Origin of the sequence: Sodalis ligni (assembly GCF_016865525.2) — a bacterium.
GTDB lineage: Bacteria > Pseudomonadota > Gammaproteobacteria > Enterobacterales > Enterobacteriaceae > Acerihabitans > Acerihabitans ligni.
The window spans coordinates 2,391,261-2,414,712 of the sequence record NZ_CP075169.1 but is presented as its reverse complement, the minus strand read 5'-3'; the positions used below and the strand labels follow the sequence as shown (position 1 = coordinate 2,414,712).

The following is a 23,452-nucleotide window of genomic DNA, read 5'->3' as shown; positions in this document are numbered from 1 at the left end:
ACAGGAACATTACTGCGCACTGGCAGACGATCCGGCAGCATTGATTTCATCGACCACGGGCTTCATTTGCGGGTATTTGGCCAGGAAATCATCCCAGACCGGTTTGACTTCGCCGCGCAGATAATTCCGGTCGATTTCGCGGAAAACCATGCCTTGCGCTTTCAGTTGTTCCACCGCCTTCTGTTCGATCAGGCCGGATTGCCGGCGTTCATACTGGGTGGCTTCTTTCGCCGCCGCCAGCAGTTCTGGGCGCAGCGGTTCCGGGATCTGCTGGAAGCTGCTGTTATTCATGGCGATCATGATGGGGTTGTAGATGTGCTGCGTCAGCGTGGCGTTTTTGGCGATTTCATAATATTTGTTGGCCAGCACGGTAGCGGAATCATGTTCCAGGCCGTCGATCACGCCCATTTGCAGGCTGGAATAGACTTCACCGCCCGGCATCGGTACGGCGACCGCTCCCATGTGGTTGATGGTGGCGATAAAATTGGGCACCGGCAACACGCGTATTTTAAGGTTTTTAAGATCCTCGGGTTTCTCAATGGGTTTTTTGGTGTAGATATTTCTGGCGCCAAGGTTATATGCGTAGCCAAGCACAACGACGTTGGATTTTTTAAGCATTAGATCGGACAGCGTTTTGCCCGCCGGCCCGTCCAGCGCATTGCCCACCTGGTCGAAGTTCTTAAACAAATACCCCAGGTCCAGTACGCTGATTTCCGGCACCAGCGTCGCCCAGATGGAGGTTCCGGAGATCATTACGTTGATGGCGCCGATGCGCACCTGTTGGATGGCATCGGCCTCTTTGCCCAGCATGCCGTTTGGAAAATAACTAAGTTTAATCTGGTCTTTCAGTTTCGCATTGTTGTCGATATTGGCTTGAAAACGCTTAAACCAAATGTAGTGCGCCGAGTTATCGTCCGCCGTCAGTGACGAGTAGACGCGCAGATTGACCGCAGCCTGCGCCTGGGCCGCCGCGCCGCCCGCGGCGAACAGAACCGAGCTTAAAAAGGTACAGACCAGTACTTGGTGTAACATAGGGTGCCGTTGAGTGTTCATCATCATGATCCTTCAGCGTGGGCATGCAAAATTATCGTTCCCGACGAGTCAAAAAGGGGGATGGCGGGAGCAAGGGTTTTTAGTAATCGTTTTTTCTGTAACGTTACACTAAAACGTCACAGCGGACGATATAGAGGAATTTTTACCCGATCAACACCTGGTTGAGCTTACTGGGCAGGGAAAGCGTGATTTTGTGAGTCAAGCCGGAGCGGCAATGATGTAATGGTAAAAAAGATACAAAGTCTAGTTGGTGTTTAGTCACAGTTTATTACGTGCCGTGATTTCATGATAAGCGACTGTGTCAGGATAACGCCGGCGGCTTGCAATCTTCACGGTCGTCAACGGCGCATTTGAACAACTGAGGGAAAACCGATGAAAAAGTCACTTGGCTGGGGCGTTCTTGCTACCGGATGGATTGCTGAATTATTTACCCATGATCTTGTTGCGTCCGGACTGAACGTCGCGGCGGTAGGATCACGATCCGGGAAAACGGCCGATGCTTTCGCCCGGCGGTTCGGCATCCCCCGCGCACATGGCAGTTACCAGGCGCTTGTCACGGATCCGGACGTTGATATCATCTACGTGGCGACACCCCATCCGCAACATGCCCAAGCCGCCCTGCTGGCGCTGGAAGCCGGCAAGCACGTTCTTATCGAGAAGCCGTTCACGCTGAATGCCGATGAGGCCAGGACGATAGTCAAGCGCGCGCGCGAAAAGAACCTTGTCGTACTGGAGGCCATGTGGACGCGCTTCCTGCCGCACATGAAGCGTATCCATGAAATCATTGACTCCGGTGTCTTGGGTGAATTGCGGTCGGTCACTGCCGAACACCGCCAATTCCTGTCGACGGACCCAAAGCATCGTCTCAATGCGCCGGAACTTGGCGGCGGGGCTCTCCTTGATCTGGGCATTTATCCCCTCTCTTTCGCCTTCGATATTCTCGGTGCTCCCACCTCGATAACGGCGACGGCCCGATTCAAGGATACGGGTGTCGATGCTGAAATCGCCACCATCATGCAGCATCAGGGCGGCGCTATTTCAACGAGCGTGTCCGCCCTTGACTGCGCCGGTCCCAATGCCGCCGCCATCTATGGTTCCAAGGCGCGCATCGTCATCGCACCGGTCTGGTACGCGCCCACCTCATTTCGCCTTGAGGACTATCAGGGCAACGTACTCGAAGATTACGCCGAGACGGTGGCCGAACGCGGCATGCAGTTCCAGGCATTTGAAATGGAACGCCTGGTCAGAACAGGCACGGCCTCGGCGATTATGCCCCCTGACGAAAGCGTACTCATCATGGAAACCCTGGATACGATAAGAAAGCAGATCGGGCTTGTCTATCCAGGTGAAGATCCAGGGAAAGATCGCCAAGTTCAATAAAAAGGTCAGGGAGCCAGCGCAATACCTTTAGTCGGCTCACTTCAGCCGCAGCGAGGACTCCACGTCTCCGGCAAAGGGGACGGACAGATAACCCGCCGCCGGCGAACGCACGTAAGCCAGGTAGTCGGGGCTGAAGTCGGCGTCGTCGGCAACGATGAACGCCCCGGGCCGTAAGCGGCTTTCCACCAGATTCAGAATGTCCGGATACAAAGACTTGGCGCCGTCGAGCAGCAGCAAATCGATGGAATCAGGCAGATCCGCGGCCAGCGTGCGCAGCGCATCGCCTTCGCGGAATTCCACCAGATCAATAAGGCCGCCGGCGGCGAGATTTTTCCGGGCCCTGGCGACTTTCGACGGCTCAAACTCGGTGGTGATAAGACGACCGCCGCCGTTGTCCCGCAGGGCAGCGGCAAGATGCAGGGTGGAAATGCCAAACGAGGTACCGAATTCAACAATGGTCCGCGCCGCGCCGCCCCGTGCGAGCATATACAGCAGCGCGCCGGTTTCGCGGGAGACAGGAAGCCAAAGGTCTTTCATCTTCTCATAAAAATCAAGATACTCCGTTTTGCTCCGCATCAGACACATCCGCTCCTCACGCGGGATACTAACCATTGCGGGGCTCGTCGCGGCGGCGGCTTCGTCAAAAAGACGGGCCAGCAGTGGGGCAAGGGGGGATGTCGTGAGTGTTGTCATTTGGATGCCTTTAGCGTTGTGATATGCCGGTACGACGCGTCGTGGCAAAAAGATATCCGCTAACCATGGTTGCATACAGTGCATCTTTATTATTATATAAATGCATAACCTGCATTCCATATCGAGACGCAACCCATGACATCCCCCTCCCCCAGTCCGGCCCTCGACCTTAATCTGCTGGTCGCCCTGGATGCCCTGCTGTCCGAAGGCAGCGTTGCCGGCGCGGCGAACCGAATCAATCTCAGCCCCCCGGCCATGAGCCGGCAGCTTGCCCGTATCCGCCATCTGCTGGACGATCCGGTGCTGGTCCGCGCGGGTCGAGGCTTGGTGCCGACGCCGCGCGCCGAAGCCCTCCGCAGACAGTTGCGACAGCTTATCCAGGACGCGGAAAACCTGGTGCGCGGCGATGGCGAGCTCGTTCCGGCGCAGATCGATCGCACCTTCACCCTGCGGGCCAGCGACGGTTTTGTCGGCACCTTCGGCGCCGCCATCGCTCAGGCCATGATTGAACAGGCGCCGAAAGCCCGGCTGCGTTTCGTGGCCGAAGGCAACGAGGATGTCGACTCGCTGCGGGATGGGAGCATAGACCTTGACATCGGGGTTATTGACGCCGCCATGGGACCGGAAATCCGTTTACAAACGCTCTTTCGCGATCGTTTTGTCGGCGTGGTGCGCCCCAATCATCCGCTGGCGCGGCAGGCGGTTACCGTTGAAGCCTTTATCGCCTACCCCCATGTGTCCATTTCGCGACGCGGCCGCTTCGAGGGCCCGGTGGATGCGGCCCTGGCGTTGCAGGGCCTGCGCAGAACCATCTCCGTCGCCGTGGCGAACTTTGCCGACGGGCTCGCCATCGTTGCCAAGTCAGATCATATTGTACTGGTGCCGGCCCGCTCCTCGGGCTGGTATCGCCGGGATTTCCATGCCTTCGACCTGCCGGTGAAGATCGATGCGCCGCCGCCGATCTCCATCGCCTGGCACCCGCGCTACGAGAAAGATGCCGCCCATCGCTGGCTCCGGGCCCGCGTGCGAAGCGCTTGCCCGGACTTATAAATGCATATGATGCATTAATACTCTTCGTGATATGCACTGGATTGCATCTATCAGGAAGAAGATGATATCCCCCAAAAGGAGATCATCATGCATACAACTAATCGAGGGGCGTCCGTGATGCGCAACCCATCGACGCCCGACATCACGGAGGCGGATGCGCCGCCCGCCTCGCCGGAACCCGTCGCCCGGCGCAAGGCTTTCCTTGCGGTCATGGTCGGGTGCGCCGCCCTGGTTTTCGGCCTCGGCGCCAGCCTCAACCTGGCCATCGGACGCATCGCCACCAGCCCGCTCCATCCTTCCGCCACGGCGGTCCTGTGGATCGTCGATACCTACCTGGTGGTCTTCGGCTGTCTGCTCATCCCCGCCGGCGCCATTGGCGACCGGTATGGCCGCAAGCAGACCATGCTGGCGGGCCTGGCCTTATTGGCGTTCGGCTCCCTGCTGTCGGCCGCGGCCGCCGGCGTGCCGGCGCTGCTGGTTGGCCGGGCGGCGGCCGGCGCGGGCGCGGCATTGATTCTGCCTAACAGCCTCGCGCTTCTGGTCCAGGTCTATCCGCCGCACCAAAAATCCCATGCCATCGCCATGTGGACCGCCATGACCGGCTTGGGCGGCGCGCTGGGGAATATCCTCGGCGGATTGGTGCTGCAGTTCGCACAATGGCAAGCCATTTTCACGGTAGCGGTACCGCTGGCGTTGGCCGGTCTGGTCCTTACGGCATGGCTGGCCCCGAGGCTGGCCGGTCATGAACATCCCTTGGACCTTATGGGCGCGGCCATCCTCATGCTGGGTATCTTCTCCCTGTTGACGGGCCTGATTGAAGGCCAGGAGCTTGGCTGGCTTTCAGCAATGGTTATCGGCGCCTTTTGCTTGTCAGGGCTGTTCCTGGCTATCTTTGTCTGGATGGAGGCGAAGCGAAAGCATCCCCTGCTGGATCCTGGCATCTTCCGCGCCCGCGGCCTGTGCGCCGGCATGCTGGGCATGGCGGTTTCCTTTATCGGCATGTATTCGATGTTCTATCTCAACGGCCAATATCTGATGAGCATCAAGGGCTACCCGCCGGCGCTGGCCGGCCTTGCCATCCTGCCCCTGGTGGCGGTCGTGTTCTGGGTGTCGCCGCGCAGCATCAGGCTTGCCCAGCGTATCGGCCCACGGCCGGTGGTGGCGGCCGGACTGGTCGCGCTCGTTGCCGGGCTGGGCCTGCTTCGCCACTGCGGGACCGACTCGCCCTACTGGTTTTTCGCACTGAGCATCGGCGTCGTCGGCATGGGATCCGGTTTATCCAATCCTCTTCTTTCAAGTGCTATCATCGGCTCGCTACCGCCGCGCCAAGCCGGCGTCGGTGCCGGCATCAACAGCTTCACGCGTGAAATCGGCGGCGCGTTGGGCATTGCCCTTTTCGGCAGCCTGCTGGCGACAACCTTCCCTTCACGTCTGCCCCCCGCCCTGGCGCAGGCGCCCGGTGCGACAACACAATCCATTGGCGCGGCGTTAGCCTACGCCCGGTCAACACCCGGATTGAGCAGCCAAATTCCCGCGGTGCGGCAGGCATTCGTCGCGGCGACGGCGCAATCCCTTTTGCTGGTGATGCTGGTGATGGCCGTTGCCGTTATTCTGGTGACGCTTTGGTATCCGGCCTCGGCGAAGGCAACTGAAAAATAGCGCCGCGTTTCCTACCGGTTCCCGGCCGCCAGATCCGGAACCGGCGGTATCGCCTCGGCGTGTTCAAGGCTATCGGGGTTTAAGCGAAACGCCGGCGGATAATACTCAGGATCAGACCGGCGCGGCGGCTCGGTCGTGCGCCAGGTGTACAAACAGCTCTCGCACTGAAACACGGTCCATACCCCCTGGACCGGGCTTTCAAACAACACGCCCGTCTTAGGATGCCTGCAACGAGGACAAATCATCATGTTTTCCTTATCTGTATCGGTTCAATGGTTTTTAGCGATCAGCGCATTCAGCCGGCCGATCCATTGAGCGGTCTCGGGCAGATCGCGTACCGGCAATCCGTAATTGCCCCGCGTGTCCGGAGCGACCGGGGTGGTCGCATCAATAACCAGCTTATCGGTCACGCCGGAGGGCGATGATCCGGGGTCCAGCGCGACGACCGACATATTGGGCAGCTGTACCAGGTCCCCGGCGGGATTCACCTTGGTGGACAGGGCCCACATGACCTGCGGCAGGTTGAACGGATCCACGTCCTCATCCACCACGATTGCCATTTTCACATAACCCAGCCCATGGGGCGTCGTCATGGCGCGCAGCCCCACCGCTTTCGCGAATCCGCCATACCGTTTTTTGGTGGAAATTATCGCCAGCAGGCCGTGGGTATACATGGCATTGACGGCCTGAACCTCGGGAAAATCAGCCTTGAGCTGCTTGTAAATCGGGACGCAGGTCGCCGGACCGATCAGGTAGTCCACTTCCGTCCAGGGCATGCCGAGATACAGGGACTCGAAGATCGGCTGTGTTCGGTAAGAAATCCTGTCGATCCTTATCACCGGCATTCTGTGTCCGCCCGAATAATTTCCGGTGAATTCGCCGAACGGCCCCTCCAGTTCGCGCTTGCGGCCTTCGATCACGCCCTCGATAACGACCTCCGAGCCCCACGGCACGTCGAACCCGGTCAGCGGGGCCGTCGCTACTGGATAAGGCGCCTGCCTAAGCGCCCCGGCCATCTCGTATTCCGACTGGTCATAGCGCAAAGGCGTCGACGCCATCAGCGTAATAATCGGATCGTTACCCAGCGTGATTGCCACCGGCAGGTCCTCGCCCCGTTCTTCCGCCGCCTTGAGATGAATAGCGATATCGTGGACCGGCACCGGCTGGATGGCGAGGCGGCGCTTGCCCTTGACCTGAATGCGATAGATGCCGACGTTCTGTTTGTTGAAATTGCCGGGATCTGCCGGGTCCCGCGAGACGACGGCGGCTTTATCCAGATAAAAGCCGCCGTCGCCGTCATTAAGGCGAAACAGCGGTAATATCTCAAAGAGGTTGATATCGTCGCCTACGACGCAATTTTCCTGCCACGGCGGATTTTCACGGTGCTGCACGGACACGGGGAATTCGTCCCAGCGCCGGATGAATTCCGCCACCTGGTCCTTGGTTGAGGTGCCGGGATCCATGCCCATGGCAATAGCGTGATTAGGCCACGAACCCAGGGTATTAAGCGCCACCCTGGCGTCGGTAAAACCCTCGATATTATCGAAATACAACGCCGGCGCCTTATCCCCGATCCGGCCGGCGGCGTTGGCCGCCGCCGCCAGGTCCGGCTCGGCCTGGACCTGTTCTTTCACATGCAGCAGTTGGCCGTTTTCATCAAGCGCCTTCAGGAATTGGCGCAAGTCATCGAATATCATGTTAAATCCCTATTCATTATGAAGAGGCGATCGGCGCCAGAGATAACGAAGAGGGCCGCGCGATCGAAGTAAAGAGATAGATTATTGTTCGTATACGTTCTATATATGCGAGCATACTTTTCTTAAAGATACTTCCCGGCCAGTGTATTTAGTTCGCATACGAACGTCAAGCCGGCCAAGCGGTCATCCCGGGATATGCTTGTGCCGGCCGCACGCAGCGGCAATAATACCCCTCCGCCGCCGCACGGGCGTAAACGGAAACATACTGGATAGGATAGAGTGGATGTTTGACAAGACGTTATTTCACCTTATGCGCGTCGTCCTGCAGGAGCATACCGCCAGGTGGACCTCGCTGATGCCCGATCTCACCAAACCGCAATATGCGGTGCTGGAGGCGCTGGCCCTCTCGCCGGACGGACTCGATCAAGCCACGCTCGGACAGGCGAGCGCCACCACCAAGGCGACCCTGGCGGAAATGCTGGGGCGCATGGAAGTACGGCAGCTCATCGCCCGTCGCGCGGATCCCGCCGATAGCCGCCGCCGTCTCGTCCAGCTCACTCAGGAAGGCCGCGCTATGCTGGCTATAGCCCGGCCGGTGGCCGAACGCGTCTCGAACAGCTTGCTGCAAACGCTGTCCGCCGAAGAACGGGAGGCCTTGGTTCAAATAATGGCAAAGATGCGGCGAGGCATTGAGTCCAAGGCAACCTAGCGCTTTGGCGCTACGCCAGGATCCGTTTTGCCCATTCGCTGATATCATCGCCGCTGCTGATATCCGGCTGCACAAGTCCGTTTATCATAAACGTGGGCGAAACATGGATACCGTTTTGCCGGGCATATTTGCAGTGCCATTTGACCTCGGCTTGCAGCTCGGGCCGGGCGAAAGGCGCATAGGCATCCACGCCGCTGTAGCGCTTCAACCGGGCCAGGATATCATTGGGCGTGGCGTCCATATTGGGGCCGGCGCAATGATCGGTGAACTCGAACTCTTCCCGGTGTAAGGCCACGGCCTTCAGTACCGCTTTGGCATCGGCTTTACCCGCCGGCAGCGTGGAAGCAGCCAGGATATAACGAACGATAACGCCGGAATACATATGCCATGGCTGGGATTGAAGGCGGATTTTAAGCGTCATCTGGTCTTCGCCCACTGCCGCCAGCAAAGCATCGAGCTTGTTAAACGCCTTCACCGAGAACGGACAGGTAGGCTCAAGGAAAACTTCGAAAACCTTCAGTCCGTGTCCCCAGACCAGCGGGTCAGCATGGAGTGTTACTGTGTTATTCATGGTCATTTCCTATTAGCGTGTTTATTGCGTGAAGAGTTTTAACCGCTATTTTACCCTAAGGAAAAAGAAACGCACTCCGGTGCCGGCACCGCCCCGGCCAAGCCGCCGATCGGTGCGGGTACGATGAAAAAGGCGCTAAATAACTGCGCCTATTACCGCTCCACTTTTGTTAGTCCAGGTTTGTTGCCTGGGAAAGGTGATGCGGTTTTCATAAATTGTCTGACATTTTTTAGTAACTCCCACATTGTTTTACAGTGATGATTGCGGGTCACCGTTTCGTGTAATGCTAACCATAAGAGCTCTATTTTGTTCACCCATGGCGAGTAAATCGGCTGATAAATAAGAATAAATTTTGGATTCTTCTTCAACCACTTCAATGTCTTTTTACTTTTGTGAATGATGTAATTATCGACAATAAGGGTGATCGTTTTGGCGCTGCGATACGTGCTTCTCAGCTGGCATAGCATATCGATGAACAAGCCTGAGTTTTTACGTGTTCCACTCACGTAATCCACTCTGCCCGTTCCAGCATGCAGCGCACCTGCAAGGTAATGTTTTTCATTTTTACCCGGCGTAGGGATGCGTTTCTGCTGACCTTTTTTCTGCCAGTCCGCGCCGATTTTTGGGTTGAGATCGAGATCAACTTCATCCTCGTAAAACACGGGATGTTCAGCACTGTTCTTTGCCAATGCCTCATCAATTGCAGCCAGCTTTTCTTCCTGTGAGGATCCCGAATATGCAAGGTCGGAGCCGCTCTGCGCCAGACAATGCCGGCTCCTGGCAACCAACGGCGAAGTGAGCCAGGATGCAACGTAGAGTTAAATAACTTATTAATTTCAATCGTTAACATCTCGGTACTCCAGCGTGAGCGCAGATAGCCAAAATCTTGCGGGGAGCGCTGAACAAGCAAATTGAGCATTCGCAGCATGGCGTCGACAGGCCATTTTTTTTGACGGCCCGGTGGCAGACTTTTCAGACCTTCAATACCAAATAACGTGAACCAATTAATCCAGCGTCCGACGGAAGAACGGGCGGCACATAGGGTTTTAGCAACGCAAGTCAGCGATTCACCCCGGTGCAACATCAACATGGCGATAAGGCGTCTGGCATGATTCTTATCTGCCGTTTTCTGGACAATTTTTTGCATCTGGCGTCGTTCATTTCTGGGTATGGGTGCTATGATCGGCATAACTCAGTCCGGTTGGTGATTTGTGATGTTTGGCGATTGATCAGATCGCTCAAACCGGATTGAGTTCCCTTCGGTGATCTACTATTAGGCGCAGTTATTTAGGGGACAGCAAACCAATCAGCAGGAATGACTCCGCCGGGGCAATACCCATTCACCCGGCGGAGGGCGTATGGCTATTAGACTGTAATGCGCGTTCCGCATTCTGATGACTTTTCGATAGCTGTTAATAAACGATGCAATCGTACCGCATCACCAAAACCGGTGGCGGTGTGCATGCCGGTCTGTAAATCCGACGCCAGCCTGCTGTACATTCTGGCCACATTACCCGGAATCACATCCGCGGGACCGCCCTGTAAAAAGGTTTCCGGCACCGGCACCGGTTTGAAGGCGGTATCGCCAAACAGGCAGCATTCAATCTTCAGAGGGACCATCTGCGTATGTCCCGACGGGCCGGTAATTCTGATAACGCCTTTTGTCCCGTTCAGCTCCCAAATCAAGCCATGGCCGTCCGGCGCAGTCCCGCCGCGATAATGGAGAGAGAACAGGATATTGTTATCGGTCACGCCATTAACCAGCACCTGATCCGGGGCGGTCATGGCGATGGATTTCCCATCCTGTAAAGAAAGCGCCGAATTGCGCCGGTTGCCGACGTTGGATGAAACCTTTTTGACACTGCCGATGATATCCTGCATCGCCGCCAGCGTATGGCCCACCGGGATGGATAACATGGTGGCGCCGTTGGCTTTATCCAGTAGATAGCTTTCCCTTTTCTCGTCGCTGATGGTGGCGCCCCAGCCCCTGCCGTAGGCTAAAACAGCAGACGAAAGTATCCCGCCCAGATATTCCTTATCCATAAGCTCGCGCAGGTAAAGCATTTCGGGCGCCAGCCGCGCCTGGGTACCGATGACGGTTTTAATCCGGTGTTCCGCCGCCATCGCGGCGAGCGCTTCGGCTTCGCCGAGATCCCGGCCAAGAGGCCATTCACAATAAATGGATTTACCTGCCGCAATCGCTTTTCTGACCACCTCTTTATGATTGGGAACCCTTACCGTCACCGTGACGATATCCACATCCGGGGAATTCACCAGCTCGTCCACGCTGGCGAAGGCTCTAATATTATAGGCTTTTCCTGCCTCTTCGGCGCTTGAGCGGCTTCTGTTGGCCACGCCCGCGATGTCAAACCGATCCGGCAATGCCCGCAGAGCGGGAATATGGGCCCGTGCGGCCCAGCTTTGCCCGGGTTGTAATCCGATAATACCGACCCGCAACCGATGTTTATGCATTGCCCCCTCCCTTATTCGAAAAGCGTAACTTGCCACCTTATTAAGTCTAAAATAACCGCCGGACAGGCCGGGATAAGGCCAAAAAGTGCTGTCGCAGCAATTTTCCCCCGCTCAAGTTGGCGCAACGCCGCAGCCGGTACGCTGCGGCAAAGAGAAAATTGGCCGGCCCCCTGGTCGTTTAACCGTACGCAATAGAAAAATGCGATGAACATGAGTTTTGGAGCAAGACGCCATTAATAAACGTCAATGGCAATGCCAGCAACAGCAATTTGCCGGAATCAGCACTTAATAATATGTGCGGTAAGTTTTCATCTGAGTTAATAAGTTAATTTCCTCATTAATACTTGAAAGTAATCAAATTTTAATTATTCTCATATAAGTTTTTTCTCAAATTAGGTTTATTGCAATGTATTCTAAAAGTCGCAATTGCTACTTTCAATAATGCGATGTAGCTTAAAAAGATGCCAGTAATGATTAAAGGGTGTAAATATATTTTAAAGCTTAATTATAAAACACAATAATTTATTGGAGCGAGGGCAGGTAAAAATCCGGCATTTTTCAGTGAATATGAAATAACCACAATGTAATGATTTTAATTTTATCAAACCTTTTATCTCGATGGTTTTATCATACCGAGATTATTACACACGCAGCTAATCATTAGGTATACATATTATGGTAAAATTTTGACTTCAATTATCTTTGGCGTCTATGTCATGCTCTTGTCCGGCTGTGCCTATTTTAATTTCACCCCTGGCGATAAGCCCTCGGCAACCTCGCCTAAGCTCGTTAGCCCGCCGGGGCAAAAACAGTTTTGGAATAACGCAAAATTATTCGGCCCCGTCCCCGCGATGTATCAGGATGAGGGAAATAAAGAGTGTGCCGCGCAAGGCGACGGTAAAGCCATCGGTTATCATCCCGATCCGAAAGATTATTACGGGAAGTCCACGGGCAAGAGAGGATACCTATGCGCTGTTTTCTAAAACGCCCGGATGGAGGTTAAGCGATTTCCGGCCCCCGTTGCGGGAGCCGGAGAGAATAGCCCTAACCTGGCGAGGTGCGCAGGATAGTGCCGAGGGCGGGCTTAAGGCAATGCATAAGCCAGAACGTAATCCCCCGAGCGGGTGCCCAGTCCGGCATGGCCCCCCGCCGCAATCACGATGTACTGTTTACCCCCCACGGTGTAAGACATGGGCGTGGCCTGTCCGCCGGCGGGTAAACGCGCTTTCCATACCACCTTGCCCGTGCGTTCATCCACGGCGCGCAGATAATCATCCGCCGTGGCGCCGATAAATACCAGCCCGCCTTTAGTCACCATATTGCCGCCGATATTGAAGATACCCGTTGGCAACGGCACGTTGGTGTGGGTACCGAACAAACCGGTATCGCGGGTGGTGCCGATGGGATGCTGCCAGATGATTTGGCGTTTAACCAGATCGATGGCGGTCAGGGTGCCCCACGGCGGCGGGTTGCAGGGGACGCCTATCGGGTCAAGCCAGGGATGGACTTTACCAATATAAGGCGTGCCGTACTGGGGGGAGAAATTCCCTTTCACCGGCGGTTCGTTGCCGCTGCCATTCCATTTCTGTACCAGGCCTTGCTGTTCCGCGGGACCGCGGGGCGCCAGGCTTACCATAAAGGGTATGTAATTGGCATTGGCAATCAGGATCTTGTGCGTGGGATCGATGCTTGCGCCGTGCCAGTCGATCACGCCGTCGAAGGCGGGATAAACAATGGTATTTTTCAGCTGGGGCGGAGTGAACTGGCCGTGATAGACGGAATTACGGAACTGGATCCGGCATACCATCTGATCAATGAGGGTCGCGCCCCACAGCGAGCGCTCGGTCAGATCCTTTGGCGCCAGAGAAGGCATGCCCACCGAGAAGGCTTGGGTCGGCGAGGTATGATCCCCGGCACCGCGCCCTGGGGCACTTTTTTCTCTTCTACCGGCGCAATGGGCTGGCCGGTCTCGCGGTTCAGCATGAAAAACTCGCCCCGTTTGGTGGTTTGCACCAGCGCAGGAACCGGGTTGCCGTCCGGACCGGGCAGATCCACCAGCGACGGGCCCACCGGAACGTCAAAATCCCACAGGTCGTGGTGAACGTTCTGGAAATGCCAGCGAGGGGCGCCGGTGTTGATGTCCAGTGCGACGGTGGAGCTGCTGTATTTTTCGTCAAACGGACGGCGTTCGCCGCCGTAGTAGTCAGGCGTGGCGTTGCCGGTGGGCAGATAAACCAGCCCGAGTTTGGGATCTGCCGTATATACGCCCCAGGCGTTGGGCGTACCGCGCGTCAATTCATCATTCGGACCCGGTGTCCAGTTTTCCGGATTATGACCGATGTCCCAGGCCCAAATCAGCTGTCCGTTGATGGGATTGAAAGCGCGTACCGCGCCGGAGGGCTCATTGGTCGCCCGATTGTCAAATATCCATCCGCCGAGAATGACCCGATCGTTTACCACCATCGGCGGCGACGTGACAAAATGGTAGCCGGCGGGGACATGGCCGAGATATTGCGTCAGCGAAACATAGCCGTGATCGCCGAAATCCTGGCAAAGCCGGCCGGTCTTGGCGTTCAGCGCCATCATGCGCGCATCCAGCACCGGGGCGATAATACGCTCCGGACAATCCGTTACCGTCCCTTCGGGAGCCTTGTAGTAGCTGACCCCGCGGCAGGCCAGATAGACATCCGCCTTGGTATCGGCGTTAGGATTGAATTTCCAGTTAACTTTGCCGGTGGCGGCATCGATGGCTTCAACCCAGCTGTGGCCGGTGCAGACATAGAGGGTATTGTCGACTTTGATTGGCGTGTCTTCAAAGTTGAATTCATGCCCGGCATCGGTACCGCCCTGATCTTCACCGGGCTGCATGGTATCGCCGGTGCGCATGCTCCAGGCGAGCTTGAGGTTTTGCACATTGCCGGCATTGATTTGATCGAGGGGGGCAAAGCGATCGCCGTGCGCCGTGCGGCCATAATAGAGCCAGTCGCTGTCGGGCACCGATGTATCATGGGCATCCTGTGTCCGGGCGGTGAAGTCCGCTGTGCCGGAAACGCCTACCGGCCGGGTTGCGGCAAAGATCATCACCAGTACGGCGGCGACCACGGCTATCCCCAGTGCCAGTCCCGCCGCGCGGGCGACGGGAAATAATTTGCGGCGCACCCAGGGAAGCAGCAGCAGGATGCCGAGCACCGTCACCATGACCAGGCGCGGCTCAAGCTGCCAGAAGTTGAAGCCCACCTCAGAGAGAGACCAGATTATGGTGGCCAGCAGAATAAGCGCCATAACCCACAGCGCGGCGCTATGCCTGCGCCAGGCCAATCCCGCGTCTATCAGCAGTGCGATGCCGGCCAGCAGGTAAAACGGCGAGCCGCCCAGCGCGGTCAGCCAGACACCGCCAATCGTCATCGCCAAGCCTATTAACAGCAGTAATAACGCGATGAGCCAGGGGCGTTTTGGATGTATTGTGTTCTCCATAGAATAACCCTGTATTTGAAAATGTGTATGAAGGAGCAGACAGCCTTTAAGAGTGATCCGGGCCGACGGTTTGCGGTTGTCTTTCTTTTTATTTACATCAGAAAATATAAGGATTAATGAGAATCAGGCACGAGAACCTTGCGATGCTCCAATCCATTTCTCTGACAAATCCTTGCTATAAAAATATAGAATTAAACCGCTGGCCGGGAATCGATGACGGGGTGACAGTCATATTTAATTACGATTAATCAATAAATTTTACTTAACTGACTTCAACCGCCTAGGGGGCCTTAGGGACGGTGATGGCCAACAGGCTGCCGACGCTGTGTGTGGCGGAGTCGGTAAAAACCCGATGCCAGCCCCTGAGCCTCTTTTGGTCCATGTGTGCCAGGCGCGCTTGTGCCTGCGGCGTGGTGAGCGCCAGGTCAAGGGCGAAGCATTCCTGGCCGGCGCGGATAAAGCGGTTTGCATCCCGGTGGGCCAGCATCCGCCAAAGCGTGGAGCGCCGCTCTGCCAGCCGATCCGCCGGCATCTCGCCAAGCCGCTGTTCCATTTGCCGCAAAAATGATAGCGTGCGCTGAAACAGTTCTTCACCGTTAAGATGCGGTGACTGCAGCGCAAACAGTACGCCTTCATGCCAGACCGTATTATGAAAGCCGCAGCTGGCCACATAGCCGATATTCTGTTCCACGCGCAGCTGTTGGAAGAACAGCGGCTGGTAAATCAGCGCCAGCAGACGCCAGGCCAGCCGGGTGTCGACGTCGGCGGCCGGCGGCGGGCAAAAAAGTATCATGGCGTTATCTCCCAGGTCCTGCGTCAGCGTATAGCGCGCCGCGGCCGGTTGCCCGCGGAATGCGCGAGCCGGCGCATCGCCGGATGCAAGCACGGCGAGGGAGGAAATGCGGCAGCGGATGAACATGCCGCATCCGCCGCGGCCGGGAACGACGCTGCCGTAAAGGCGCCGGGAAAACGGCCCAGCATGCGGGACAGCGTTTGGCGCAGCCCGTCGGACCCGCCGTAGAGCGTCCCCTGCCAGGAGATTTCCGTCAGCCGGCGGGAGGCGCCATCCTCTTGCTCCGGTCCCTGCTCCGCTCCGGCCCCGTCCGCCGTCCGCAGCCAGCGCGGCAGTTGGCTCAGCAGCCGGCGCACCGGGATTTGCTCTTGCTCGCGCCGCAGTTCATATTGCCGGGCGCGCCGTCCCTGGCGGATGACCGCCTGGGTCAGAACCCGCAGCCGTGCGCTTATCGCCTCCAGCGCGGCGGGCATTGTCATCTCATCGGCACCAAGCTGTAGCAGCCAGACATCCTGCCGCCGCTCGATGCGCAGCTCTCCCCCGATATGCACCAGATTTCCCCCTAGCGCCCGCAGCGCCGCCTGCAGAATATGCCCCTGCACCTCGGTAAAATCACTGCCGGGCGCCGGATAAAGCATCAGTACCGGAGCCTCATTCGCCGCGATGTGCCGCAGTGGGACGGACTCGGCCGGCGGGGCGTTCGGCGATACCGGGGGCCTCCATGGCAAGGGTGGCGTCCGGGGGGAGGCGTTGCCGGCATAAAAACGGAGCGTCGGCGGCCGAGCGGGCGTCACGGCAGGCAAAATGAACGGGGCGAGCCGCAGGTCGAAACCCCGGCTGCGCACCGGATCCCCCCTTACCTGCCCGGTTATCCACAAACGGCTGACGCCCTCCGGCCGGAATCGAGATAGCCAGCGCTGCCAGGCAGGAGGGGCGATGCGGTGCAGCGCGGGGGCATCAAAAGCCAGGTCCCGCAGCTGATCCAGCGGCGTTTGGCTGTTCAAGCGCCGCTGCGCCAGCCGGGCATAATGGCGCAGCTGTTGATCCGACAGGGCGGACAACTGTTGTAGCCAAGACAAAAACCCCCGCTCCACCTGCGCGCCGACGGCGGGTTCGGCCCGGGTTAAGGTAAATTCCACCGCCGCGATGGCCGCATCCTGACCGCGCCAACTGAGGATAAGGCGTGCGCCGTCGCACCACTCGCACTCTCGCAGCCAGGCCATCAGGCTGCCGTCCGCCTCGTCATTCAACAGCACGCGCAAAACGCCAAACCAGCCGGCATCACAATCCCGCCAGCCGTTCAGGGCAAAACTCAGCCGCAGCCGCGGGGACCCGCTGCATTCAGCATGGCGTCGCCCCGCGCCGTCAGCCGGAGCGCCGCCGGGGTCGGGCGGGCAGACGCCGCCACTGCCGGACCCGGTATTCAGCATGTCATCGCCCGGCGCCGTCAGCGCCGGGCGGCGGTCCGGGCCGCGGGCAGTTGGACGCCGCAGCTGCCGGCCAGGGCGCGCAGCTCAGCCAGCGGCTGCGGCCCCTGCAGCCACAGCGTCATGCTGCCGGCGTGGTAATGGTTTTGATGAAACTCCCGCAGTCCGCGGAGCAAAGACGGCAGGTCCGTGCCGAACCCGGCGCGGCTGCCCACCTGAAAACGCGCCAGGGCCGGCGTCCCCTCGAACAGGGACAACTGCGCCGCGTCGCATAGGGTATCCGCATCGTTCATCAGCAGCCGATACTCGGCCTCGATGACGTTTATCTCCTGTTCGAGGGCGGCAGGATCAAACAGCGGCGCGGCCAGCATATCCACCAGACGCGCCAGGCCCGGCGCCAGCTTCGGAGGATCGACGGCAAAAAAGAAGGCGGTCCGGTCGCCGCGGGTGGTGGCGTTCAGCCGGCCGCCCTGCGCCGGAATCCAGGCTAACAGACGCTGCTGCTGCTGATAGGCGCCGCTGCCGGCGAAAAGCAGATGTTCCAGCAGATGGGCCAGGCCCGGCCAGGCCGGCGGTTCGTCATCGCCCCCCGCGTCCACCCGCAGCAGCGCGGCGGCCTCTGTCGCCTGCGCCTCATGCCGCAGGCAGAGGCGTAAACCATTTGGCAGCCGAAGCTGCTCTTCCTGCCGGTCCCCGTTCACGTTCATGGGCTGTTTTTGAAGATCAACTGCGAGTTGACGCGGTTGCGGAACTGCAGCTCATGGATCTGCGTCCGCGTGCGGTTGGCCGCCTCGCGCGCGGCGAGAATTTTGTCGTGGTGGGATGATTTTGCACAGACCGGATCGGCATTGTCGGCACTGCCGGTCAGCATAAATGCCTGGCAACGGCAACCGCCGAAATCCTGCTCCTTTTCATCGCAGGAGCGGCACGGCTCCGGCATCCAGTCGAAACCGCGATAGCGGTTAAAGCCAAAGGAGTGGCGCCAGATATGGTCCAGGTCATGCTCCAGCACCGAAGGGAATTTCACCGGTAGCTGGCGTGCGCTGTGGCACGGCAGCGCGGTGCCCTCCGGCGTGACGCTGAGGAAGATGGCGCCCCAGCCGCCCATGCAGCCCTTGGGGCGTTCTTCGTAGTAATCGGGCGTAACGAACAGCAGATTGGTCAAACTGCCGCTCTGCGCCATGCGTTCACGATAGCGCTTCACTACCTGCTCGGCGCGCTCGATTTGCTCCCGGGTCGGCAGCAATCCTTCCCGGTTCAGCTGGGCCCAGCCGTAGAACTGGCAGGTGGCCAGCTCGACATCATCCGCTTCAAGCTGGATACAGAGCTCAATGATGCGGTCAATCTGATCGATGTTATGGCGGTGCAGCACGAAATTGAGCACCATGGGATAGCCATGGGCCTTTACCGCCTTTGCCATCGCCAGCTTCTGCCGGAAGGCTTTTTCCGACCCCGCCAGCGCGGCGTTCAGGCTTTCATCGCTGGCCTGGAAACTGATCTGGATATGATCAAGGCCGGCGTCGGCGAAGGTCTGCAGCTTTTTCTCCGTCAGGCCGATACCCGACGTAATAAGGTTGGTATAGAAGCCGAGACCGCGGGCGGCGCCGATAAGCTCTGCCAGATCTTTGCGCATCAGCGGCTCGCCGCCGGAAAAACCGAGCTGTACGCTGCCCATGGCGCGCGCCTGCTTGAACACCTCGATCCACTGGGCGGTGGTCAGCTCGTTATCCTGCGACGCGAAATCGAGGGGATTAGAGCAGTACGGACACTGCAGCGGGCAGCGGTAGGTAAGTTCCGCCAGCAGCCAGAGCGGCGGATTAACCGCCGGTTTTTGATCATTCACGAAAGATAATCCATTTTTGCCGGTAGGCCTGGCCGAAAAATTCGCTGACGTCATCGCCAAGCCCCTGCGCCTCGGGAAACCGGGCACAGAGATCGGCGATAATATCGCCAAGGGTGCGCTTGCCGTCCACCAGTTGCAAAATGGCGGCGGCGCTGTCATTGAGCTTCGCCATGCCTTCCGGGTAGAGGATCACATGGCTTTGCTGCGTCTCTTCCCACTGCAGGCGAAAACCGCGCCGGAACACCGGCGTCTGCGATAGCGTCGGCTCCATCATACCAGCCTCGTTTTGTGCCAGGCCGACCCGGTGGTGACGGTATGGTAAGGGGGACGTTTCAGTTCATACGCCATGCTCATGGCATCCAGCATGCTCCAGAGAATGTCCAGTTTGAACTGCAGGATTTCCAGCATGCGCTGCTGTTTCTCCACGCTGTCGCAATACTCCAGCGCCAGCTGCAGCCCATGCTCCACGTCGCGGTTCGCCTGGCTCAGCCGGCTGCGGAAGTAGTCATAGCCTTCCGCTTCGATCCACTGATAGTGGCCGGGCCAGGTATCGAGGCGCGCCTGGTGGATCTGCGGCGCAAACAGCTCGGTGAGGGAGCTGCACGCGGCCTCCTGCCAGTTGGCGCGGCGGGCGGAGTTGAAATAAGGGTCCCCCGCAAAGCGCACGCCCGGCAGCACCATGTCATCGGACAGCAGCGCTTCGCGCTTTAGGCCGACGGCCTCGCCGAGGCGCAGCCAGGCCTCGATGCCGCCGTCGCCGCCGCCGCCGTGGCCGTCATGGTCCAGGATGCGTTGCACCCATTTGCGGCGCACGTCCGGATGCGGACAGTTCGCCATGATGGCTGCGTCCTTCAGCGGGATGCTGGTCTGATAATAAAAGCGGTTCGCCACCCAGCCCTGGATCTGTTCACGGGTCGCCTGGCCGTTATGCATGGCGATATGGTAGGGATGGTGGATATGGTAGTAGGCGCCTTTGTCCCGCAGCGCCTGTTCAAAGGCCCGGGGAGACAGCGGTTGCGTCTGTGTCATGGCTATACCTCAATCAGCATCCCATCCCGGCTCACTTCGATGCCTTGCCGCGTCAGACTTTGCCGTTCAGCGGAGTCTTCATCGAGGATGGGATTGGTATTATTGATGTGAATCAGAATCTTGCGCTGAGCGGGCAGCGAGGCCAGCAGCGCCGCCAGCCCCTGCTCTTCCCCCAGCGCCAGATGCCCCATGTCTTTGCCGGTATGCCGGCCCACGCCGGTGAGGGCGAGTTCGTTATCACGCCACAGCGTGCCGTCAATCAGCAGACAGTCCGCCTTGCGCAGCCACGGCATCAACACGTCGTCCGGGTCGCCCAGGCCGGGCGCGTAAAGCAGGGTTTTGCCGCTGCGGCCGTCTTCAATAAACAGCGCGATGTTATGGCCCGGCAGCGGACGGTCGCGGTACGCGGAATAAGGCGGAGCATTGCTCAGCAGCGGAATAGGCGTAAATTGCAGCGTCCGGCTCACAGCGACGCTGAACGGCCGCCCGGGCACTATAAGGTGATGCTCAAGCCCGCCGTTCCAGTGCGAAAGAATATTGAACACCGGAAAACCGGAGGTGAGATCCTGATGGACCTCGGCGGTGCACCATACCTGGTGCGGGCAGCCTTCCCGCAAATTGAGCAAGCCCGCGCTATGATCGATCTGGCTGTCGGTAAGGATAATGGCGCCGATGCCGGTACCGCGCAGCACGCCGGGCGGAGGCGACAATTCCGGGGTCGCCAGGATTTGATGGCAAATATCGGGGGATACATTGCATAGCACCCATTCCGTGCCGTTATCGCTTACGGCAATGGAAGATTGCGTCCGCCGGGAGGCTTTTATCGTGCCGGCGCGTACGCCCCGGCAGTTTCCACAATTGCAGTTCCATTGGGGAAATCCTCCGCCCGCGGCGGAGCCTAACACTTTTATCTGCATAAGCTGACCGGGAATTAAAAAAGAATATGCCCGCAACAGCGCGGGCATCAGAGATTAACGGTTGGAAATGTACAGAGTCACTTCCAGACCCAGACGCAGGTCTACGAACGTCGGTTTTGTCCACACAGTCATCATGTTTCTCCTCTTAGCGTTAAAATGAAGGATCACTGACCCCCATACTCTGGGGGGTAATCCGAAGAACAACAAAAATTCTATTCCCTGCTAAGACCAGGTGCGCTTCAACACCCTGAGCCAGTTGCGCCAGGCGAGCTTTTCGCGCAATGCGTCATTGACCCCCGCATGGGCCATCGCCCCCAGCAGCAGGGCATGCCCGCCACATCACCCAAGGCGTTCGGCACGTTAACGCCGTCGAAATCGGAACCGAAGCCCACCCTGTCTTCACCCACCCTGTCCATGAGGTAGCACAGATGCGTGACGATGTCGGTTATCGGCGTATCACCTTCGCGCTTGCCGTCCGCCCGCACAAATGCCGTGCCGAAGTTGACGCCCACCAGGCCATCGCTGGCGGCAATGGCCGCCAGTTGGCCATCGGTGAGATTGCGCGGCTGCGGGCAAAGGGCATGCGCATTGGAATGGGTCGCCACTAAGGGTGCGTCGCTCAGTTCGGCGGTTTGCCAGAACGCCTTTTCATTCATATGCGACAGATCGATCAGAATCTTTTTCTGATTACAGGCATGAATCAGCGCCTTGCCTGCCGGCGTCATGCCGGGACCGCTATCAGGCGATCCGGGGAAATCTCCCGTCACGCCGGCGCCAAACTGGTTTTGTTCATTCCAGAACGGGCCGATGCTGCGCAGGCCCTGCTGGTAAAATTGATCCAGCAACAGCAGATCCGGATCGAGGGCTTGCGCCCCTTCAATATGCAACACCATCGCCAGCACATTATGCCGCAGGCAATATTCAATTTCATCCGTTGAACCACACAGACGGGCCCGGCCCGCGGAACCCTGCGCCAGTTGATGCAATATCGCTATCTGCGCCGTGGTAATGGCCAATGGATCGCTCTGGGTTGCAACGGCGGCTGACGCCCGTTTGCGCATCTGGGCCAGATAGGCCGCCGGCGGTACAAATACCGCGAACAAGCCGCCGGCAAAACCGCCGCGGCCCATGCGCGGATAATCGAGATGCCCAGGCGCCAGGCCGGCGAAAAAGGCCTCCGCCGGGTTGGCGCCATGATGCAGCCACAAATTCAGCAACAGATCGTTGTGACCGTCAAAAAAACGTTGGGGCTTATCAGCATTCATTGAGCCAGGACCGCATCTTCACTTTCACCAGAAATTATTCATTAGTCACAGTATTACCTTTCAACGTGATTTTTGCGCCGGTCCGACGCCGAAATTTTGTAACAAAATTGCTGTTTATCAGTGGCTGCTATGTTAAAGCGCAGGTCAATACACGTCATTTCCATTTAACGGGACTGCACTAAACCGCCCTGATAATCGCGGCGATTTTGTCCTTAAATAGATAGAGATTGTCTTCATTTAATAAATAAAGACAGATCAATTGCATGATAATAAGCCTCAATTCTTTGGCCCATTACTTTTGGTAAAAAAAACGTCATGTCTCTATTCATCACCCGTTTTTCTCAGCTGCTCCGTGCGTTTTTACTGATTTATGCTTGTTTATATGCCGGAGTCGCTATTGCCGCCGTATTACCCGTCACGCTGCCGGGCAGCATTATCGGCATGCTTATCCTGTTTATGCTCTTGTCGTTACAAATCATCCCAAGCCAATGGGTAAAACCAGGATGCCATCTGTTGATCCGCCATATGTCGCTGCTGTTTGTGCCCATTGGTGTCGGCGTCATGCAGTATTTTGATTTATTACGGGCGCAATTCGCCCCGGTGGTCGTTTCCTGTTCCGCCAGCACCCTGATTGTACTTATTACGGTGAGTTGGTGTTCGCACGCCATACACCGGGAAAAAGCATCGCTGGTCAAAGCCGATGGCAAGAAAGGAATAAACCATGCTTCATGATATCTGGTGGTCGCTACCGCTGACGCTGGTAGTGTTTTTCCTGGTTCGCCGGCTGGCGGCACGGCTGAATAATCCGTTATTCAACCCGTTGCTGATTTCGATGATCATACTGATAGTTTTATTAATACTGGCAAAAATACCCTACACCCGTTATTTCAATGGCAGCGAGCTGCTCAACAGCCTGCTTCAGCCCGCCGTCGTGGCGCTGGCCTATCCGCTGTATGAGCAGTTGCACCAGATCAGGCGGCGGTGGAAGTCACTTATCAGCATCTGCTTCCTCGGCAGTCTGGTGGCGATGATCTCCGGCACATGGATTGCGCTGCGGCTGGGCGCCACACCCGCCGTTGCCGCGTCCATCATGCCCAAATCCGTCACTACGCCCATCGCAATGGCGGTGGGCAACAGTATCGGCGGTATTCCCGCCATCAGCGCGGTTTGCGTGATCTTTGTCGGGATACTGGGAGCGGTATTCGGACATATTCTCCTGAACGCGATGCATATCCATACCAAAGCATCGCGCGGCCTGGCGATGGGCTCGGCCTCCCACGCGCTGGGTACCGCCCGCTGCGCCGAACTGGATTATGAAGAAGGGGCGTTCAGTTCGCTCGCGCTGGTCATTTGCGGGATCATTACCTCGCTGGTGGCGCCCTTCCTGTTCCCGCTGCTGATTGCCATGCACTGATGGCAA

At 57.9% G+C, this 23,452-nt stretch carries 20 protein-coding genes and 3 pseudogenes; 6 read left to right on the top strand and 17 right to left on the bottom strand.

Going from position 1 to position 23,452, the window contains the following annotated elements; translation table 11 throughout:
• Nucleotides 1–9: 9 nt before the first annotated feature.
• On the bottom strand, nucleotides 10–1,032 hold the full coding sequence (locus tag GTU79_RS11285) for a TRAP transporter substrate-binding protein (protein ID WP_203521854.1): 1,023 nt from the start codon (nucleotides 1,030–1,032) through the stop codon (nucleotides 10–12).
• A gap of 393 nt (nucleotides 1,033–1,425) precedes the next feature.
• Here GTU79_RS11285 and GTU79_RS11280 point away from each other — a divergent pair, with 393 nt between their 5' ends.
• Nucleotides 1,426–2,433, top strand: coding sequence for a Gfo/Idh/MocA family protein (locus GTU79_RS11280; RefSeq protein ID WP_203521855.1), 1,008 nt, complete (start codon nucleotides 1,426–1,428; stop codon nucleotides 2,431–2,433).
• Nucleotides 2,434–2,469: 36 nt separating this feature from the next.
• Here GTU79_RS11280 and GTU79_RS11275 read toward each other — a convergent pair whose 3' ends face one another.
• Nucleotides 2,470–3,126: an O-methyltransferase gene (locus GTU79_RS11275; RefSeq protein ID WP_203521856.1), complete on the bottom strand. Its 657-nt coding sequence runs from the start codon at nucleotides 3,124–3,126 to the stop codon at nucleotides 2,470–2,472.
• Nucleotides 3,127–3,261: 135 nt separating this feature from the next.
• On the opposite strand from GTU79_RS11275, the gene GTU79_RS11270 reads away from it, so the two are divergent.
• Both GTU79_RS11270 and GTU79_RS11265 read left to right on the top strand, forming a co-directional pair.
• Complete coding sequence (locus GTU79_RS11270) at nucleotides 3,262–4,176, top strand: LysR family transcriptional regulator (RefSeq protein WP_214513941.1); 915 nt, start codon at nucleotides 3,262–3,264, stop codon at nucleotides 4,174–4,176.
• Between the two features lie 87 nt (nucleotides 4,177–4,263).
• Nucleotides 4,264–5,835, top strand: coding sequence for an MFS transporter (locus GTU79_RS11265; protein WP_203521858.1), 1,572 nt, complete (start codon nucleotides 4,264–4,266; stop codon nucleotides 5,833–5,835).
• Between the two features lie 11 nt (nucleotides 5,836–5,846).
• Here the strand turns inward: GTU79_RS11265 and GTU79_RS30225 are convergent, their stop codons facing one another.
• Nucleotides 5,847–6,080: a non-oxidative hydroxyarylic acid decarboxylases subunit D gene (locus GTU79_RS30225; protein WP_253073646.1), complete on the bottom strand. Its 234-nt coding sequence runs from the start codon at nucleotides 6,078–6,080 to the stop codon at nucleotides 5,847–5,849.
• A 24-nt stretch (nucleotides 6,081–6,104) separates the two neighbouring features.
• On the bottom strand, nucleotides 6,105–7,532 hold the full coding sequence (locus tag GTU79_RS11260) for a non-oxidative hydroxyarylic acid decarboxylases subunit C (RefSeq protein ID WP_203521859.1): 1,428 nt from the start codon (nucleotides 7,530–7,532) through the stop codon (nucleotides 6,105–6,107).
• Nucleotides 7,533–7,815: 283 nt separating this feature from the next.
• On the opposite strand from GTU79_RS11260, the gene GTU79_RS11255 reads away from it, so the two are divergent.
• Complete coding sequence (locus tag GTU79_RS11255; protein ID WP_203521860.1) at nucleotides 7,816–8,241, top strand: MarR family winged helix-turn-helix transcriptional regulator; 426 nt, start codon at nucleotides 7,816–7,818, stop codon at nucleotides 8,239–8,241.
• A 10-nt stretch (nucleotides 8,242–8,251) separates the two neighbouring features.
• Here GTU79_RS11255 and GTU79_RS11250 read toward each other — a convergent pair whose 3' ends face one another.
• From GTU79_RS11250 to GTU79_RS11185, 13 genes and pseudogenes are all read right to left on the bottom strand, one after another.
• Complete coding sequence (locus GTU79_RS11250) at nucleotides 8,252–8,812, bottom strand: DsbA family protein (RefSeq protein ID WP_203521861.1); 561 nt, start codon at nucleotides 8,810–8,812, stop codon at nucleotides 8,252–8,254.
• A gap of 152 nt (nucleotides 8,813–8,964) precedes the next feature.
• Nucleotides 8,965–10,001: pseudogene (locus GTU79_RS11245) on the bottom strand (IS630 family transposase).
• Nucleotides 10,002–10,177: 176 nt separating this feature from the next.
• A complete protein-coding gene (locus tag GTU79_RS11240; RefSeq protein ID WP_214513940.1) occupies nucleotides 10,178–11,284 on the bottom strand; it encodes a Gfo/Idh/MocA family protein in 1,107 nt (368 codons plus the stop codon).
• A gap of 1,084 nt (nucleotides 11,285–12,368) precedes the next feature.
• A pseudogene (locus GTU79_RS31800) lies at nucleotides 12,369–14,365 on the bottom strand (membrane-bound PQQ-dependent dehydrogenase, glucose/quinate/shikimate family).
• 673 nt (nucleotides 14,366–15,038) lie between these two features.
• A complete protein-coding gene (locus GTU79_RS11225; RefSeq protein WP_214513937.1) occupies nucleotides 15,039–15,677 on the bottom strand; it encodes a hypothetical protein in 639 nt (212 codons plus the stop codon).
• A complete protein-coding gene (locus tag GTU79_RS11220) occupies nucleotides 15,575–16,981 on the bottom strand; it encodes a hypothetical protein (protein WP_214513936.1) in 1,407 nt (468 codons plus the stop codon). Before GTU79_RS11220 ends, GTU79_RS11225 begins: the two co-directional genes overlap by 103 nt.
• A 17-nt stretch (nucleotides 16,982–16,998) precedes the next feature.
• Nucleotides 16,999–17,685, bottom strand: coding sequence for an insulinase family protein (locus GTU79_RS11215; protein WP_214513935.1), 687 nt, complete (start codon nucleotides 17,683–17,685; stop codon nucleotides 16,999–17,001).
• The gene (gene pqqE, locus GTU79_RS11210) at nucleotides 17,682–18,821 is read right to left on the bottom strand and encodes a pyrroloquinoline quinone biosynthesis protein PqqE (protein ID WP_203521867.1); all 1,140 of its coding nucleotides are present in this window, start codon (nucleotides 18,819–18,821) and stop codon (nucleotides 17,682–17,684) included. The genes GTU79_RS11215 and pqqE overlap by 4 nt, the downstream gene beginning before the upstream one ends.
• Nucleotides 18,814–19,092 carry a pyrroloquinoline quinone biosynthesis peptide chaperone PqqD gene (gene pqqD, locus GTU79_RS11205; protein WP_413726918.1) on the bottom strand — a complete coding sequence of 93 codons (279 nt, stop codon included), beginning with the start codon at nucleotides 19,090–19,092 and terminating at the stop codon, nucleotides 18,814–18,816. Before pqqD ends, pqqE begins: the two co-directional genes overlap by 8 nt.
• Nucleotides 19,092–19,850 carry a pyrroloquinoline-quinone synthase PqqC gene (gene pqqC, locus GTU79_RS11200; protein ID WP_214513934.1) on the bottom strand — a complete coding sequence of 253 codons (759 nt, stop codon included), beginning with the start codon at nucleotides 19,848–19,850 and terminating at the stop codon, nucleotides 19,092–19,094. Before pqqC ends, pqqD begins: the two co-directional genes overlap by 1 nt.
• Nucleotides 19,851–19,852: 2 nt before the next feature.
• Nucleotides 19,853–20,767: a pyrroloquinoline quinone biosynthesis protein PqqB gene (gene pqqB / locus GTU79_RS11195; RefSeq protein WP_203521869.1), complete on the bottom strand. Its 915-nt coding sequence runs from the start codon at nucleotides 20,765–20,767 to the stop codon at nucleotides 19,853–19,855.
• A gap of 54 nt (nucleotides 20,768–20,821) precedes the next feature.
• On the bottom strand, nucleotides 20,822–20,893 hold the full coding sequence (gene pqqA, locus GTU79_RS11190; RefSeq protein ID WP_071789594.1) for a pyrroloquinoline quinone precursor peptide PqqA: 72 nt from the start codon (nucleotides 20,891–20,893) through the stop codon (nucleotides 20,822–20,824).
• A gap of 96 nt (nucleotides 20,894–20,989) precedes the next feature.
• Nucleotides 20,990–22,032, bottom strand: a pseudogene (locus tag GTU79_RS11185) (dipeptidase).
• 315 nt (nucleotides 22,033–22,347) lie between these two features.
• On the opposite strand from GTU79_RS11185, the gene GTU79_RS11180 reads away from it, so the two are divergent.
• Together GTU79_RS11180 and GTU79_RS11175 are read left to right on the top strand one after the other, a co-directional pair.
• Nucleotides 22,348–22,764, top strand: a complete 417-nt coding sequence (locus tag GTU79_RS11180) for a CidA/LrgA family protein (RefSeq protein ID WP_203521871.1) — start codon at nucleotides 22,348–22,350, stop codon at nucleotides 22,762–22,764.
• A complete protein-coding gene (locus tag GTU79_RS11175; RefSeq protein ID WP_203521872.1) occupies nucleotides 22,754–23,446 on the top strand; it encodes a CidB/LrgB family autolysis modulator in 693 nt (230 codons plus the stop codon). The genes GTU79_RS11180 and GTU79_RS11175 overlap by 11 nt, the downstream gene beginning before the upstream one ends.
• Nucleotides 23,447–23,452 lie beyond the last annotated feature (6 nt).

Coding starts and splice junctions, on each gene's coding strand:
- GTU79_RS11285 (WP_203521854.1), bottom strand. CDS start 1,032: ATGTTACACCAAGTACTGGTCTGTACCTTTTTAAGCTCGGTTCTGTTC.
- GTU79_RS11280 (WP_203521855.1), top strand. CDS start 1,426: ATGAAAAAGTCACTTGGCTGGGGCGTTCTTGCTACCGGATGGATTGCT.
- GTU79_RS11275 (WP_203521856.1), bottom strand. CDS start 3,126: ATGACAACACTCACGACATCCCCCCTTGCCCCACTGCTGGCCCGTCTT.
- GTU79_RS11270 (WP_214513941.1), top strand. CDS start 3,262: ATGACATCCCCCTCCCCCAGTCCGGCCCTCGACCTTAATCTGCTGGTC.
- GTU79_RS11265 (WP_203521858.1), top strand. CDS start 4,264: ATGCATACAACTAATCGAGGGGCGTCCGTGATGCGCAACCCATCGACG.
- GTU79_RS30225 (WP_253073646.1), bottom strand. CDS start 6,080: ATGATTTGTCCTCGTTGCAGGCATCCTAAGACGGGCGTGTTGTTTGAA.
- GTU79_RS11260 (WP_203521859.1), bottom strand. CDS start 7,532: ATGATATTCGATGACTTGCGCCAATTCCTGAAGGCGCTTGATGAAAAC.
- GTU79_RS11255 (WP_203521860.1), top strand. CDS start 7,816: ATGTTTGACAAGACGTTATTTCACCTTATGCGCGTCGTCCTGCAGGAG.
- GTU79_RS11250 (WP_203521861.1), bottom strand. CDS start 8,812: ATGAATAACACAGTAACACTCCATGCTGACCCGCTGGTCTGGGGACAC.
- GTU79_RS11240 (WP_214513940.1), bottom strand. CDS start 11,284: ATGCATAAACATCGGTTGCGGGTCGGTATTATCGGATTACAACCCGGG.
- GTU79_RS11225 (WP_214513937.1), bottom strand. CDS start 15,677: ATGTTCATCCGCTGCCGCATTTCCTCCCTCGCCGTGCTTGCATCCGGC.
- GTU79_RS11220 (WP_214513936.1), bottom strand. CDS start 16,981: ATGCTGAATACCGGGTCCGGCAGTGGCGGCGTCTGCCCGCCCGACCCC.
- GTU79_RS11215 (WP_214513935.1), bottom strand. CDS start 17,685: ATGAACGTGAACGGGGACCGGCAGGAAGAGCAGCTTCGGCTGCCAAAT.
- pqqD (WP_413726918.1), bottom strand. CDS start 19,092: ATGGAGCCGACGCTATCGCAGACGCCGGTGTTCCGGCGCGGTTTTCGC.
- pqqC (WP_214513934.1), bottom strand. CDS start 19,850: ATGACACAGACGCAACCGCTGTCTCCCCGGGCCTTTGAACAGGCGCTG.
- pqqB (WP_203521869.1), bottom strand. CDS start 20,767: ATGCAGATAAAAGTGTTAGGCTCCGCCGCGGGCGGAGGATTTCCCCAA.
- GTU79_RS11180 (WP_203521871.1), top strand. CDS start 22,348: ATGTCTCTATTCATCACCCGTTTTTCTCAGCTGCTCCGTGCGTTTTTA.
- GTU79_RS11175 (WP_203521872.1), top strand. CDS start 22,754: ATGCTTCATGATATCTGGTGGTCGCTACCGCTGACGCTGGTAGTGTTT.